Source organism: Bacillus sp. FSL M7-0791 (assembly GCF_038627085.1).
In the GTDB taxonomy this organism is placed as follows: domain Bacteria; phylum Bacillota; class Bacilli; order Bacillales; family Bacillaceae; genus Bacillus; species Bacillus safensis.
The window spans coordinates 2,150,047-2,164,279 of sequence record NZ_CP152022.1 but is presented as its reverse complement, the minus strand read 5'-3'; the positions used below and the strand labels follow the sequence as shown (position 1 = coordinate 2,164,279).

18 protein-coding genes are annotated in these 14,233 nt (G+C 42.1%); 14 read left to right on the top strand and 4 right to left on the bottom strand.

The window, feature by feature from the left end; genetic code table 11:
• The first annotated feature begins 1 nt into the window (after nucleotide 1).
• The 4 genes from MHI08_RS11035 (at nucleotide 2) to MHI08_RS11020 (ending at nucleotide 3,626) form a co-directional block, all read left to right on the top strand.
• Nucleotides 2-994, top strand: coding sequence for a thiamine pyrophosphate-dependent dehydrogenase E1 component subunit alpha (locus MHI08_RS11035; RefSeq protein ID WP_087975824.1), 993 nt, complete (start codon nucleotides 2-4; stop codon nucleotides 992-994).
• Nucleotides 995-1,006: 12 nt separating this feature from the next.
• A complete protein-coding gene (locus tag MHI08_RS11030; protein WP_024422925.1) occupies nucleotides 1,007-1,990 on the top strand; it encodes an alpha-ketoacid dehydrogenase subunit beta in 984 nt (327 codons plus the stop codon).
• 19 nt (nucleotides 1,991-2,009) lie between these two features.
• Nucleotides 2,010-3,266 carry a dihydrolipoamide acetyltransferase family protein gene (locus MHI08_RS11025; protein ID WP_087975825.1) on the top strand — a complete coding sequence of 419 codons (1,257 nt, stop codon included), beginning with the start codon at nucleotides 2,010-2,012 and terminating at the stop codon, nucleotides 3,264-3,266.
• A 66-nt stretch (nucleotides 3,267-3,332) separates the two neighbouring features.
• Nucleotides 3,333-3,626, top strand: coding sequence for a YesK-like family protein (locus tag MHI08_RS11020; RefSeq protein ID WP_024428019.1), 294 nt, complete (start codon nucleotides 3,333-3,335; stop codon nucleotides 3,624-3,626).
• Nucleotides 3,627-3,640: 14 nt separating this feature from the next.
• Here the strand turns inward: MHI08_RS11020 and MHI08_RS11015 are convergent, their stop codons facing one another.
• On the bottom strand, nucleotides 3,641-4,534 hold the full coding sequence (locus MHI08_RS11015) for a YegS/Rv2252/BmrU family lipid kinase (RefSeq protein ID WP_034280279.1): 894 nt from the start codon (nucleotides 4,532-4,534) through the stop codon (nucleotides 3,641-3,643).
• Nucleotides 4,535-4,703: 169 nt separating this feature from the next.
• On the opposite strand from MHI08_RS11015, the gene MHI08_RS11010 reads away from it, so the two are divergent.
• From MHI08_RS11010 to MHI08_RS10985, 6 genes are all read left to right on the top strand, one after another.
• On the top strand, nucleotides 4,704-5,141 hold the full coding sequence (locus MHI08_RS11010; RefSeq protein WP_024428021.1) for a BrxA/BrxB family bacilliredoxin: 438 nt from the start codon (nucleotides 4,704-4,706) through the stop codon (nucleotides 5,139-5,141).
• Nucleotides 5,142-5,336: 195 nt separating this feature from the next.
• On the top strand, nucleotides 5,337-6,101 hold the full coding sequence (locus MHI08_RS11005) for a transporter substrate-binding domain-containing protein (RefSeq protein WP_024422920.1): 765 nt from the start codon (nucleotides 5,337-5,339) through the stop codon (nucleotides 6,099-6,101).
• Nucleotides 6,102-6,215: 114 nt separating this feature from the next.
• A complete protein-coding gene (locus MHI08_RS11000) occupies nucleotides 6,216-6,872 on the top strand; it encodes an amino acid ABC transporter permease (RefSeq protein WP_024422919.1) in 657 nt (218 codons plus the stop codon).
• The gene (locus MHI08_RS10995; RefSeq protein ID WP_041106813.1) at nucleotides 6,865-7,587 is read left to right on the top strand and encodes an amino acid ABC transporter ATP-binding protein; all 723 of its coding nucleotides are present in this window, start codon (nucleotides 6,865-6,867) and stop codon (nucleotides 7,585-7,587) included. Before MHI08_RS11000 ends, MHI08_RS10995 begins: the two co-directional genes overlap by 8 nt.
• A 120-nt stretch (nucleotides 7,588-7,707) precedes the next feature.
• Nucleotides 7,708-8,661, top strand: coding sequence for an aromatic acid exporter family protein (locus MHI08_RS10990; RefSeq protein WP_075623462.1), 954 nt, complete (start codon nucleotides 7,708-7,710; stop codon nucleotides 8,659-8,661).
• A gap of 52 nt (nucleotides 8,662-8,713) precedes the next feature.
• Nucleotides 8,714-9,223: a L,D-transpeptidase gene (locus MHI08_RS10985; protein ID WP_041106809.1), complete on the top strand. Its 510-nt coding sequence runs from the start codon at nucleotides 8,714-8,716 to the stop codon at nucleotides 9,221-9,223.
• 38 nt (nucleotides 9,224-9,261) lie between these two features.
• Here the strand turns inward: MHI08_RS10985 and prli42 are convergent, their stop codons facing one another.
• Nucleotides 9,262-9,354: a stressosome-associated protein Prli42 gene (prli42, locus tag MHI08_RS10980; protein WP_149126490.1), complete on the bottom strand. Its 93-nt coding sequence runs from the start codon at nucleotides 9,352-9,354 to the stop codon at nucleotides 9,262-9,264.
• A gap of 101 nt (nucleotides 9,355-9,455) precedes the next feature.
• On the opposite strand from prli42, the gene mce reads away from it, so the two are divergent.
• From mce to MHI08_RS10960, 4 genes are read left to right on the top strand one after another with little or no spacing between them, the layout of a single operon-like run.
• Nucleotides 9,456-9,878, top strand: coding sequence for a methylmalonyl-CoA epimerase (gene mce / locus MHI08_RS10975; RefSeq protein ID WP_041106807.1), 423 nt, complete (start codon nucleotides 9,456-9,458; stop codon nucleotides 9,876-9,878).
• On the top strand, nucleotides 9,871-11,334 hold the full coding sequence (locus MHI08_RS10970; protein ID WP_342499624.1) for an acyl-CoA carboxylase subunit beta: 1,464 nt from the start codon (nucleotides 9,871-9,873) through the stop codon (nucleotides 11,332-11,334). The genes mce and MHI08_RS10970 overlap by 8 nt, the downstream gene beginning before the upstream one ends.
• A gap of 16 nt (nucleotides 11,335-11,350) precedes the next feature.
• Nucleotides 11,351-12,472 (top strand): M20/M25/M40 family metallo-hydrolase, encoded by a 1,122-nt coding sequence (locus MHI08_RS10965; RefSeq protein WP_056767275.1) that lies wholly within the window; start codon nucleotides 11,351-11,353, stop codon nucleotides 12,470-12,472.
• A 14-nt stretch (nucleotides 12,473-12,486) separates the two neighbouring features.
• Complete coding sequence (locus tag MHI08_RS10960; protein WP_024422912.1) at nucleotides 12,487-12,951, top strand: chemotaxis protein CheW; 465 nt, start codon at nucleotides 12,487-12,489, stop codon at nucleotides 12,949-12,951.
• A gap of 36 nt (nucleotides 12,952-12,987) precedes the next feature.
• Here the strand turns inward: MHI08_RS10960 and MHI08_RS10955 are convergent, their stop codons facing one another.
• Both MHI08_RS10955 and MHI08_RS10950 read right to left on the bottom strand, forming a co-directional pair.
• Nucleotides 12,988-13,767, bottom strand: coding sequence for a membrane protein insertase YidC (locus MHI08_RS10955; protein WP_046312291.1), 780 nt, complete (start codon nucleotides 13,765-13,767; stop codon nucleotides 12,988-12,990).
• 66 nt (nucleotides 13,768-13,833) lie between these two features.
• A complete protein-coding gene (locus MHI08_RS10950) occupies nucleotides 13,834-14,115 on the bottom strand; it encodes a hypothetical protein (protein WP_024422910.1) in 282 nt (93 codons plus the stop codon).
• Between the last annotated feature and the right edge of the window lie 118 nt (nucleotides 14,116-14,233).

Sequence of the window (14,233 nt, the reverse complement as noted above, 5' to 3'; positions counted from 1 at the left end):
GATGAGTAACATGCGTCATCAGGAATTAGGATTATCAGATGAACAAGCAATTGATATATACAGAACAATGCTTCTAGCAAGAAAAATCGATGAACGGATGTGGCTTTTAAACCGTTCCGGGAAAATTCCATTCGTCATTTCTTGTCAAGGGCAGGAAGCGCAGCAAGTCGGCGCTGCATTTGCTCTTAATAGAGAAGAAGATTACGTCTTACCTTACTATCGTGATATGGGGGTTGTCCTTGCTTTTGGGATGACAGCAAAAGATTTAATGATGTCTGGTTTCGCAAAACAAGACGATCCAAACTCAGGCGGAAGACAAATGCCAGGGCATTTTGGGCAAAGAGCAAATCGAATTGTGACTGGGTCGTCACCTGTCACAACGCAGGTTCCACACGCGGTGGGAATTGCCCTTGCTGGACGATTAGAGCAGAAAAACTTTGTCAGCTTTGTCACGTTCGGTGAAGGCTCATCAAACCAAGGTGATTTCCATGAAGGTGCTAACTTTGCTGCTGTGCATAAACTGCCTGTTATTTTCATGTGTGAAAACAATAAGTATGCGATTTCCGTGCCATATGATAAACAAGTAGCCTGTGAACGCATTTCAGATCGTGCGATTGGATATGGGATGCCTGGCGTCACTGTAGATGGAAATGATCCGCTTGAAGTATATGCCGCTGTCAAAGAGGCGAGAGACCGTGCGGCTAGAGGCGAAGGCCCGACATTGATTGAAACAATCTCTTACCGTTTAACTGCGCATTCAAGTGATGACGATGATTCAAGCTATCGAGAAAAAGAAGAAGTGCTCGAAGCAAGAAAGAAAGATCCGCTCATCCAATATGAAACGTATTTAATCGAAGGAAAGGTCATGACTTCTGAAATGAAAGAAGAGATGACAAAAGAAATTATGCAAATCGTAAACGAAGCTACTGATGAAGCGGAAAACGCAGCTTATGCTGATGCAGAAAGCGCACTTCGTTACGTGTATGCGGAGTAAGGGGGAAGAAAAATGCCTGTTATGTCATATATAGACGCCATTACACTGGCGATGAAAGAAGAAATGGAGCGAGATCCGAAAGTGTTTGTGCTCGGAGAGGATGTCGGGAAAAAAGGCGGCGTATTTAAAGCGACAGCGGGTCTTTACGAGCAATTTGGAGAAGCGCGCGTCATGGATACACCTCTTGCAGAATCAGCCATTGCGGGTGTAGGTATTGGGGCAGCGATGTATGGAATGCGCCCAATTGCAGAAATGCAATTTGCGGATTTCATTATGCCTGCAATCAACCAAATCATTTCAGAGGCTGCAAAAATTAGATACCGTTCAAATAATGATTGGAGCTGTCCAATGGTCATCCGCGCACCTTACGGGGGTGGAGTACACGGGGCACTTTATCATTCACAATCGGTCGAAGCTATTTTTGCTAACCAGCCTGGTTTGAAGATTGTGATGCCTTCTACACCTTATGATGTCAAAGGACTTTTAAAGGCTGCAGTGCGTGATCCAGATCCTGTATTGTTCTTTGAACATAAACGTGCATACCGCCTGATTAAAGGAGAAGTGCCTGAAGAGGATTACACTCTTCCGATTGGAAAAGCAGATGTGAAGCGTGAAGGCGATGATATCACGGTCATTACATATGGCCTTTGTGTCCATTTTGCGCTGCAAGCAGCAGACCGCCTTGCAAAAGACGGCATATCCGCTCATATTCTCGATTTGAGAACAGTGTATCCGCTTGATCAGGAAGCGATTATAGAAGCGGCTTCTAAAACAGGGAAAGTGCTTCTGTTAACGGAAGATACAAAAGAAGGCAGCATCATGAGTGAGGTTGCGGCAATCATTTCGGAGCATTGCTTATTTGATTTAGACGCACCAATCAAACGCCTGGCAGGACCAGATATTCCGGCAATGCCTTATGCGCCGACAATGGAGAAATTCTTCATGGTCAACCCGGATAAGGTAGAAGCTGAAATGAGAGAGCTAGCGGCGTTTTAAGAAAGAGGAGGGTTTCAAAGTGGCAATTGAACAAATGAAAATGCCTCAGCTGGGTGAAAGTGTAACAGAAGGAACCATTAGCAAATGGCTCGTTTCACCTGGCGATCATGTGAATAAATACGATCCGATTGCGGAAGTCATGACGGATAAAGTGAACGCAGAAGTCCCGTCATCTTTTACAGGAACGATTACAAAGCTATCGGCTGAGGAAGGCGAAACGCTGCAAGTAGGAGAAGTGTTCTGTGAAATAGATGTCGAAGGAAGCGAGCAGCAGAGTGTGAAAGAAGAAGCAGCACCTGAGCAAAGCGAAGTGCCTGAAGCAGATCAAACAAATGAGAATCAAAGTCAAAAGAAACGTTATTCTCCAGCCGTTCTTCGTTTAGCAGATGAGCATGGCATTGATTTAGCGGCTGTTCAAGGTACAGGAGCAGGCGGCCGAATCACTAGAAAAGATTTGCTGCAGCTCATTGAAAACGGCGGCGTCAAAGAGAAGACAGCACCTGTCAATGAACGAGCCGTTCAACCGGAGCCTGTGCAGCCATCTAAAGCAAAAGCGGCACCTGCCGTCCCTTCTATGCCTGGTGATGTTGAGCTGCCAGTCACGCCGATCCGCCAGGCAATCGCGGCCAATATGCTGAGAAGCAAACATGAAATTCCGCATGCATGGACGATGATGGAAGTTGATGTGACAAATCTTGTGACAAGAAGAAATCAGCTGAAGGATCAGTTTAAAGCAAAAGAAGGCTTTAATTTGACGTTCTTTGCGTTCTTTGTCAAAGCAGTGGCTCAGGCCTTAAAGGAATTCCCTGAAATGAACAGCATGTGGGCCGGAGATAAAATTGTGCAGAAGAAAGCAATCAATGTTTCGATTGCTGTCGCTACAGATGACGCTCTATTTGTTCCAGTCATTAAGGATGCGGATGAAAAGACCATTAAGGGCATTGCCAAAGAAATTCATGAGCTGGCGTCTAAGGTGAGACAAGGAACGCTCAAGCAAAGTGATATGGAAGGCGGTACCTTCACTGTCAACAACACGGGATCATTTGGTTCGGTACAATCAATGGGAATCATTAATTATCCGCAAGCGGCGATTTTACAAGTAGAATCGATCGTGAAGCGTCCAATGATCGTAAACGGAATGATTGCGGCAAGAGACATGGTCAATCTTTGTCTCTCATTAGATCACAGAGTACTAGATGGTCTTGTATGCGGCAGATTCCTTCAACGAATTAAACAAATCCTTGAAGGCATCGACGAGCAGACATCTGTTTATTAAAACAATCATTTTCCCCCTCCTGGCATGAGAGGGGGATTTCCACATCTAGGAGAAAGGAGCGATGATATGTCTGGACTAGATTTTTTTGCTTTTCTCACGATTGGTCTCATGTTTATCACAGCGATTGCGTTCGCTTTTCTGCGGTACATTTCTAAATCACGCAATCATCCTGAACGATTACTGCTTATCATATCGATCGTTTCAATCATTCAAATCGTGTACTGTCTGCTGATTGTCGGCGGGTTTAAAGGAGCAGCCAATAGCTTTTTAGGAATATCACTTCTCGCCGGAACGCTTCTCGGATATGCACTTGAATATTTATACAGACGCTATATCAAAAAAACGCCCGAATCAAAATGATGTCGGGCGTTTTTTTATTCTGCTGGAACAATAAAGGTCAAATGGTGTTTTAACACTTCTAAAGAAGAGGGGGCCGTCATATAAACCTCACCATCTGTATCAGCATCCATTTCCTCTTTTGTGTGGATATGAATACTGGACGCTTGAATGAGAGACAGATCGCCGGTGAAATCCTCCAGCTCTTCCCGGTTCATTGAGAAGATTTCTTTTAAAGCAGAGAAACTCGTATTTCTGCAAATTAAGATTTCTGCTTTTCCATCATCTATGGCTGCATGAGGCAAATCAATTTTATTTGTACCGATAAAATGTCCATTCATGACAAGAACGATGACAGCTTCCTCTTCCCAGCTTTCCTCTTCTGTCTCAATGCGTACGTGAAAAGGATCTGTTTGCTGCAGGGTGCGCAGCGCACTTGTGAAGTAGCTGATTTTGCCAAGTACGGCTTTTTCTTTGTCATTAATATTGTTGGACGTGTCTGCGATCAGCCCAATTCCCCAAAAGTTTAACACGTATCGATCTTCTGCTTTGATTAAGTCGACCTTTTTCTCTTTGCCGTCTACAATCATTTGAGCGGCTTTTTGCATTTGTTGAGGAATACCTAGTGTTCTAGAAAAATCATTGCATGTCCCGCCTGGTAATATCGCTACAGCGGGCCTTTTTTCTAAACCGCCAATGCCGTTCATGCATTCATGCACGGTACCGTCTCCGCCTAATATGATGAGCAACTCCACCGTCTCATCAATTTGACGGCAGAAATCATAAGCATCATTTGGCTGCTTTGTTGGTTTCAAAATGAGTTCATCAATATGTAGAGAAAGAAGAGGCACTGTTTGACCGAGTGTTTTTTCCATGTTTTTTTGTCCGGCATTTCCATTATAAATGAGCATCGCTTTTTTAAATTGTGCCATCACGCAGTTCTCCCTTTCATCTCTTTATCATCACTTTTCCCCAATTTGACAGCTCATAAACGATGTGCGGAAAAAGGGGCGAAGGAAAAGACAACACATTTGCCCGCAGGCGTTTTCCTTGATATGATGGAGTTAAAATGGTTTTGGTACGCAAAAGGAGTGGACAGACATGAATATTGATTTTAATTTATTTATGAATGATATTGTGAAACAAGCGAGAGAAGAAATTAAGCAGGCGGGCTACACTGAGCTCACATCAGCTGAAGAAGTAGACGAAGCACTGACTAAAAAAGGAACGGCACTTGTCATGGTGAATTCAGTATGCGGCTGTGCAGGCGGTATTGCAAGACCAGCTGCCGGCTATTCTGTTCATTACGATAAGCGTCCAGATCAATTGCTGACAGTGTTTGCTGGACAGGACAAAGAGGCAACGGCAAGAGCCCGTGAATACTTTGAAGGCTTTCCGCCATCTTCACCATCTTTTGCCTTATTAAAAGATGGAAAAATCATCAAAATGGTCGAGCGTCATGAAATTGAAGGGCATGAGCCAATGGAAGTTGTGTCAAAACTACAAGCCGCTTTTGATGAGCATTGCGAAGAAATCTAACATATGACTTTTGAATGAATAAATATAAAGCAGTCCGGTCTTTAGATCGGTCTGCTTTTTGTTTTATAAGACAATAGAATCAAAATAATTTTAGCAAAATACTATTGCATCTTAAAAAGAAAGTGTTTAAAATACATTATAGTGAATAAATATTCAAAACAATACATGATTTTAAATACTGGGAGGCATCATCATATGAAAAAGTGGTTATTATTACTTATGACAGCTGGTCTTGCAGCTGCACTCGCAGCTTGCGGAACTTCTTCTAATAATTCAAACGCATCAGGAGATGACAAGACACTCGTGATGGCAACATCAGCAGATTATCCGCCATTTGAATCAAAAGACGGAGATAAAATTGTCGGTTTTGATGTAGATCTTGCAACAGCACTAGCGAAAAAGAACGGCTACAAGCTAGAAATTCAAGATATGGACTTTGCTAGCCTTGTATCAGCCCTCAAAACAAACAAAGCTGATATTGTCCTTGCAGGAATGACACCTACAGAAAAACGTAAAAAGCAAGTTGATTTCTCTGATGTTTATTACAATGCTAAAAACTTGGTTGTATCAAAGAAATCTAGCGGTATTAAGGCAGAGAAAGATTTAAAAGACAAAACAGTCGGCGTTCAATTAGGTTCTATTCAACAGGATGAAGCAAATGGACTGCAAAAGAAATATAACCTAACAGTTGAAGACCGTAATAAAATTTCTGATATCATTCAAGAGATTAAAGCAGGCCGTTTTGATGCAGCAATTATTGAAGATAAAGTAGCTGCTGGTTACTTGAAAAAGGAAAAAGACTTCCAAGCATTTGGATTGAACAGCTCAAACGAAGGTTCAGCCATTGCATTCAAGAAAAACAGCGACTTAACAGCGAAATTTAATAAATCATTAAAAGAAATGAAAGATAATGGCGAACTTGATAAATTAATTAAAAAATGGTTTGCTGATGAAAAGTAAGTCAGGAAAAGGATCAGCGTCATTCCAGAAAATCAAGTAGAAAAGCGCTGAAAAGTTCAACTCATGTTGAACTTTTTTCCTGTTTTGTATGAAGGCAAAAAAAAGGAGAATGTCATGTTTGATTTTAAAGATGTAATACCTCAGATGCCCTTTATTCTAGAAGGACTTAAGGTCACGCTTTCTATAGTAGTGGTATCCCTTTTACTTGGATTTATCTTAGGAATTTTATTAACGCTTTGTAAAATTAGTGTGTTTAAACCGCTCATTTGGCTTGCAGATTTTTATACGTCAATTTTCCGAGGCACACCGCTTGTGCTTCAATTGCTCATTATTTATTTTGGTCTGCCTCAGCTTCTTGGGTTTCAAATCGACCAATACTGGGCTGCTGTAGCGGCCTTTTCACTCAACTCGGCGGCATACGTATCTGAAATTATTCGTGCGGGTATTAATGCCATTGATAAAGGTCAAAAAGAAGCAGCCGTTGCTTTAGGCATCCCTTATGCTAAAATGATGAAGGACTTATTGCTTCCGCAGGCGTTTAAAAATATTTCACCTGCACTTGTGAATGAAACGATTACACTGACAAAAGAATCAGCGATTGTAACAGTCATCGGACTGGGTGATGTCATGAGACGAGCCTATCAAGCAGGGGCCGTCACGTATAATTATCTTGAACCGCTTATTTTTGCGGGTCTTATCTATTATGTCATCGTGCTTGTTCTCACCTTTGTCGGCAAATCGGTGGAAAGGAAGTTAAAATCAAATGATTAAAATAGAGAAACTCACAAAATCTTTTGGTAAAAACGAAGTTTTAAAGGGGATCGACACCACCATTAAAGAAGGGGAAGTTGTTGCGGTTATTGGACCATCTGGTTCAGGAAAATCGACGTTCCTCCGCTGCATGAATTTACTTGAAAAGCCGACTTCTGGTGTCATTACAATTAAGGACACCGAAATCACCAATCCAAAAACGAATGCACTAAAAGTGCGTGAGAACATCGGAATGGTGTTTCAGCATTTCCATCTCTTCCCGCATAAAACCGTGCTGGAAAATATCACGTATGCGCCAATGAATGTGAAGAATCAATCGAAGGAAGACAGTATCAAGCAAGCTGAAGACCTGCTCAAAAAGGTAGGGCTTTTAGAGAAAAAAGATGATTTCCCTAACCGTTTGTCCGGCGGTCAAAAGCAGCGTGTGGCGATTGCGCGTGCGCTTGCGATGACACCAGACATTATGCTGTTTGACGAACCAACGTCTGCTCTAGATCCAGAAATGGTCAAGGAAGTATTAGAAGTCATGAAAGAGCTGGCTCAATCTGGAATGACACTCGTCATCGTCACACATGAAATGGGCTTTGCAAAAGAAGTGGCTGACCGCGTGATCTTTATGGATGATGGGAAAATTGTAGAGGATGCAAACCCTGTGCAATTTTTTGAATCACCGTCTTCACAGCGTGCGCAAGACTTCTTACAAAAAATATTATAAAGAAATAAGAGAAGGAGACTTAACATCTCCTTCTTTTTTTGATTATAATGGGGAAAGTAAAAAAAGTTCATCATTTCACAAAAATGAATGGAAACAAGACAGAAAAGAGTGAATCACATCATGTTTAAAATCGGCTACCGAACGCTGAAAACAGCATTAGGAACAGCGATCGCTATTTATATTGCACAATTGCTTGGCTTGCAAAATTATTCAGCTGCCGGGATTATTACGATCCTGTGTATTCAGGTGACAAAGAAAAGATCCCTCTTAGCATCGGGAGCCCGCTTTGCAGCATGCAGTCTTGCTATTTTATTTTCTTATTTATTTTTCGATCTGATTGGGTATCATCCTTTTGTGATCGGTTTGATGCTGCTTGTCTTTATTCCGACAACGGTTTTGCTTCGAATTAAAGAAGGGATTGTCACAAGTTCAGTCATCATTCTCCATTTATACATGTCTGGCGGGATTACCCTGCATCTCATCTGGAATGAACTGCTGCTGATTACCATTGGTGTTGGGGTAGCGCTGATTATGAACCTCTATATGCCAAGTGTTGATAAAAAACTCAAACGCTACAGCGAACAGATTGAAGCCAACTTTGCTAAAATCTTTGAGGAAATCGAGCAATACTTAATGACAGGGAAACAAGACTGGACAGGAAAAGAAATACCAGAGACACATCAATTGATCAAAGAAGCGAAAGCTCTTGCATATCGTGATGTTGAAAACCATGTATTAAGACATGAAAACCTGTATTACCATTATTTCAACATGAGACAAAAGCAATTTGAAATCATTGAGCGTGTGCTGCCCAAAATTACGTCGATTTCTGTCACAACGGAGCATGGACAAATCATTGCAGAATACATTAGAGACTTACGCGAACATATTCACCCAGGGAACACAGCGCATAAGTTTTTAAGACGTCTCATTGATATGAAAGAAGAGTTCGAAGCACTTCCGCTCCCGCAAACAAGAGAAGAATTTGAGGCAAGAGCGGCACTCTTTCATTTCCTTGGTGAAATGGAACAATATTTAGTACTGAAAAGCTATTTTAAAGGGATGAAAGAATAGAGACGCATGAGTTCCTCCTTCATTGGTCAATCTAATGAAAAAGGAGGAGCCTATGCGTCTTTTATTTTATACCGTACTGACCATGTCCCTTTCACCTATCTGGCCGCTTGGACAAAACCCGCTTCCAGGTGACCCGTTTGTCATTATTAATAAACAAACGAATGAACTTGCCTTCATTGATCAAGGAAAAATCCAAAAAGTATATCCTGCTTCAACAGGAAAAACAGCGGATTTAACGCCAGAAGGTGAATTTACGATTATGATCAAAGCGAAAGATCCCTATTACAGAAGAAAGAATATTGAAGGCGGTGCGAAGAATAATCCTCTTGGGCGAAGATGGATTGGATTTGATGCACGAGGAACAGATGGCAGAACCTACGGAATTCATGGAACGAGTGACGAAACATCGATTGGGAAATTTATCACGGCAGGCTGTGTGAGACTTCATAATCAAGATGTAGAGCTTTTGTTTGATCAGCTTCCAATTGGCACCAAGGTATGGATTACAAAATCAAGTGCTTCCTTTGAAACACTTGCCAAAGACAAACAGGCCATTCGTTGATATCGCGAATCACCTGCTTGTCTGCTTTTATTCAAACCTTATAAAAAGGCTGCTGCTCCTGCTAAAAGTGAAGAAACTAACAGCAGGCTAATCATAAGCAATACCATAAATTTCATGAATTTTTGAGACATATCGCACCCCTATAACCGAAGATTTTTGCGACAAGCGCACTTGTCTTTATTTTATCTGGTTTTTTCATATGCGACAAGTGATCAGCAAAGGAAGTGAACGGATGAACCAAATCGATCATATTGCCATTGCCGTCTTTTCTATTAAAGAAACATCTCAAACGCTTCATCAGCTATTTAACTGGCATTTTTCAGACATACAAGAGATTCCTGAGCAGGAGATTAAAGCGTCCTTCGCTTCACTTGATAATCTGCACATTGAATTAATTGAGCCCATCTCAGCCCGCAGTAAACTACATACCTTTTTAACAAAAAGAGGAGAGGGCCTTCATCATATTGCGTTAAAGTCAGATGACATTCAAACGGATCTTAGCCGTCTCGATCACCTTGGCGTGCAGCTTCTCCAAAAAACAGCACAGATGGGCGCCAGCGGAAAGCAGATTGCCTTTATTTCACCTAAAGAAACGTCAGGTGTGTTATTTGAATTGTGCGGGTCCTTGAAAGGAGAGAAATATTGCGATGAATGAATCGTTCAATGACTTGTCTGAATGGCGGAATAAAGCGTTAATGGGCGGCGGCGAAAAACGAGCAGCGGCTCACAGAAGCAAAGGAAAGCTGACGGTTCGAGAGCGGCTGCATGAACTTCTTGACGAGGGCAGCTTGATGGAAATTCAGTCATTTGCAACAGGCGGTCTGTCAGAGCATGTTGGTGACGGCGTCGTCATTGGAACGGGACTCATTCACGGTAAGCCTGTCTGTGTTTATGCACAAGATGCAACCGTATATGGGGGCTCATTAGGCGAAATGCATGCAAAAAAAATTGTCTCTTTAATGGATTTGGCAGCTAAAAATCAGATGCCGGTCATCGGTCTAAAAGACTCAGGTGGTGCGAGAATTCAAGAGGGTGTGGTATCATTAGAAGGATACGGACAGATTTTTAAACGGAATGTGCTGTACTCTGGTCGAATCCCGCAAATATCTGTTATTTTAGGTTCATGTGCTGGAGGTGCAGTTTATTCTCCTGCATTGACTGATTTTGTCTTCATGACAGAGCAAACAGCTCATATGTTTTTAACTGGTCCGAAAGTAATAGAAAAGGCAACAGGAGAAACGGTCTGTCCTGACCGTCTTGGCGGTGCAAGTGTTCAGCATCAGACGAGCGGGAATGTGCACTATACTGGGAAAGATGAGAAGGACGTGTTAGAAGCGGTTCGAACTCTTTTAACGTACATACAAACGAAACAGCAGGCTGTCACACGCGCTGGGACGCGAAAGCATGATACCGCCGATCCAGGCAGCATCTTGCCAAAGGATCCATCACGAACTTATGATGTCAAACAAGTGGTGACAGCGATAACCGATCCAGACTCATTCTTTGAAACGCAGCCTTGTTTCTCAAAAAATATTGTCACAGGTTTTGCCAGATTACAAGGAGCCTCCATTGGTGTTGTTGCCAATCAGCCAAAGGTGCTGGCAGGCAGCCTTGATCTTGACGCTGCCGATAAAGCGGCCAGGTTTATTCGATTTTGTGATGCGTTTCATATTCCAATCTTAACCCTTGTGGACGTCCCTGGTTTTTTACCAGGAGAAAAAGCCGAGCATGCGGGAATTATCCGCCATGGGGCAAAGCTTTTATATGCGTACGCTGAAGCAACCGTTCCAAAAATCACTGTGATTTTAAGAAAGGCGTTTGGCGGTGCATATGTCGCGATGAATAGCAAGGGCTTAGGCGCTGACTTTGTTTATGCATGGCCAGAAGCCGAAATTGATGTCATGGGGAAAACGTTCGCAGACGAAATCGTTCATCCTGCTTCGCGCAAGTCTGAAAACAAACCAAGTGTATGGAAAGCGGCTCAGGCAGGTCTGATAGACGATATTTTTATGCCAGCTGAAACGAGAGAGCGATTGATCCGCTCATTTGATGTGCTTCGCAGTAAGGAAGAAGATAGACCGTTAAAAAAGCATGGCAACATGCCGCTATAAGAGGAGGAGCATCATCATGATCAATGAAAAACGCCTACTAGACGAATTTTTAGAATTAGTTCAGATTGATTCAGAAACAAAACACGAAGAGAAAATTGTTGAAGTATTAAAAGAAAAATTCTCGCAGCTTGGTCTAAAAGTGATTGAAGACGATTCAAAAGCGGCAACAGGCCACGGTGCAGGCAATCTTGTCTGTACTTTAGAAGGGAATCAAGAGGCAGATACAATTTATTTCACTTCTCATATGGATACAGTTGTACCAGGGAATGGCGTAAAACCAGTCATTGAGGACGGCTATGTGAAAACAGATGGAACAACGATTCTTGGTGCTGACGATAAAACAGGACTTGCTGCTATGTTTGAGGCGATCCGCGTGCTGAAAGAGAAAAGTTTACCGCATGGAACAATTGAATTTGTGATCACAGCAGGCGAGGAATCAGGACTTGTTGGAGCAAAAGCGTTAGATCCGAATTTGATGACAGCGAAATACGGCTATGCCCTTGATTCAGATGGCAAGGTTGGCACGATTATTGTAGCTGCACCAACACAGGCAAAAGTACGCGCAACGATTTACGGAAAAACCGCTCACGCAGGCGTCGCGCCAGAAAAAGGTGTGTCTGCGATTACCATTGCATCAAAAGCAATTGCCAGCATGCCGCTTGGCCGGATTGATGAAGAAACAACGGCGAATATCGGCCGTTTTGAAGGCGGAACACAAACGAATATTGTGTGCGATCAAGTCGATATTTTGGCGGAAGCACGCTCTTTAGAACCAGCAAAAATGGAAGCTCAAGTAGCGAAGATGAAAGAAGCCTTTGAAAAAACCGCTAAAGAAATGGGCGGAAGTGCCGATGTACAAATTGACATCATGTATCCAGGCTTCAAATTCTCACACGGCGATCAAGTCGTAGAAGTGGCGAAAAAAGCGGCAGCAAAAATTGGCCGTCCTTCAGAACTGCAGACGAGCGGCGGAGGCAGTGATGCAAACGTCATTGCAGGCAACGGCGTCCCAACTGTCAACCTAGCTGTTGGATATGAAGATATTCATACGAAAAATGAGAAAATGCCGATTGAAGAATTAGTCAAAACAGCTGAAATGGTTCTCGCCATTATCGAAGAAACGACAAATCCATCGTAAAGGCAGGAGACTCTGTGAGCACGCAAAAGATTATTATTTTTCAGGTGGGGCAAGAGGAGTTTGGCATCAGTGTAGAGCATATTCGTTCGATTGAGAAGGTCCCTTACTTACAAGAAGTATCGAACCTTCCAAAAGAAATTAAAGGGCTGATGTCATTAAGAGGAGAGGTCATTCCTGTCAGTGACACAGGCGTGATGCTACACGGCAAGCCTCTTGATGTGAACGAGCAGTCCAAGGTGCTGCTATTTGAAGTAAACGATCAAATGATTGGCTGTCTTGTCTCAGATGCAAAAGATATCATCGATATCGAGCAAAGCGAGATCAAGCCATTTCATATGAACACGAAGGCCTCTGAATATTTCTTCGGCGTTGTGGAGAGAGAAAACAAAATGATTTTACAAGTGGACCCAAATAAGTTCCTTGGGAAAATTGAGGACCTTGATCAATTGCCAGACCGGTTGAAAGAAGAATTGGCATAATGAAAAACCCCTTATCTAAAGATAAGGGGTTTATTTTTATTCAGCAGCTGGTTTGGCTTGTTCGTTAGCCGCAGCTTTCGTTTTTGATTTTTGGTACATGACATTTAAAATAATCGTTTGAATCGTGAGTAATAGTCCGCTTGTCATCCAGTATAAAGGAAGAGCAGCGGGTGCATTGATTGAAAGAAACAGCATCATGATTGGGAAAATCATGCCCATTACTTTCGCTTGCTTCAGCGCAGCCTCTGTCTGGGTGCCCGATTGCTTCGCATATTTTTGTGTGACATAAAATTGCAAGAAATACATAGCCCCTGCAAAGACTGCCACCAATAAATCGGTTTGTCCCAAGTTAAACCATAAGAACGTATGAGTTGCGATCTCAGGTGTTGAGCGGATCGCCGAGTAAAAGCCAAGAACAATTGGAATTTGAATCAGCATAGGCAGACAGCCCATTGCCAGCGGGTTCACATTGTTCTCTTTATATACTTTCATCATTTCCATTTGCAGTTCTTTTTGTTTTTCAGGATCTTTTGTTTTCTTCAGTTTGCTTTGTATTTGGTCAATCTGAGGTTTCACCAGTGCCATTTTTTCCTGCATGACTCGTTGCTTCTTAAATTGGTTCGCAAAAAGCGGGAAAATCAGCAGGCGGACAATCAAGGTGACAAACATAATGGATAAACCATAATCATCATGGAAAAAGTTCGCAAGCCAAATGATCAGCTCAGAAAAAGGCTGAACAAAATAATGATGGAAAAACCCATCAGAGCTCGTATTCGTTTGCGCACTCGCTGCAAATGCAGGTGACGCAATCATCATCAAACAAAAAGTCGTAAAAACAGTCAATAAACGTTTCAATTCGTTTCCTCCTCATGATTAAAAAATTTAATTAGTGAGAGGAAGCGAATGGTCTTCATCATCATTTGATGATCTTTTCATTCGAATGACTTTACTAATCCAAGTTGTAATGCGATCGTATATGATAAACAGAAAGTCTGTTCGATTCAAGCAAGATGCGTCCAACTCTTCCAAACGATGTCCACCAAGGTGTTCGTTCATACGGCAGTCTTTTAGTAAAAACGCAATGCCGATGGCCGTCAGCGCTGGAAGAATAATCGTAAAGAATTCAACAAGGAAAAAGACTTCATTGAATGTATCAATAATCATGATTATCACATCCATTTCATTACTCACAGTGTACTATACACATGGTTAAATGTCTAACACAACCACGTGTTTTCTCTATTAAATAAAATTCCTTATTTTGTATAAAATAGTAAATGTC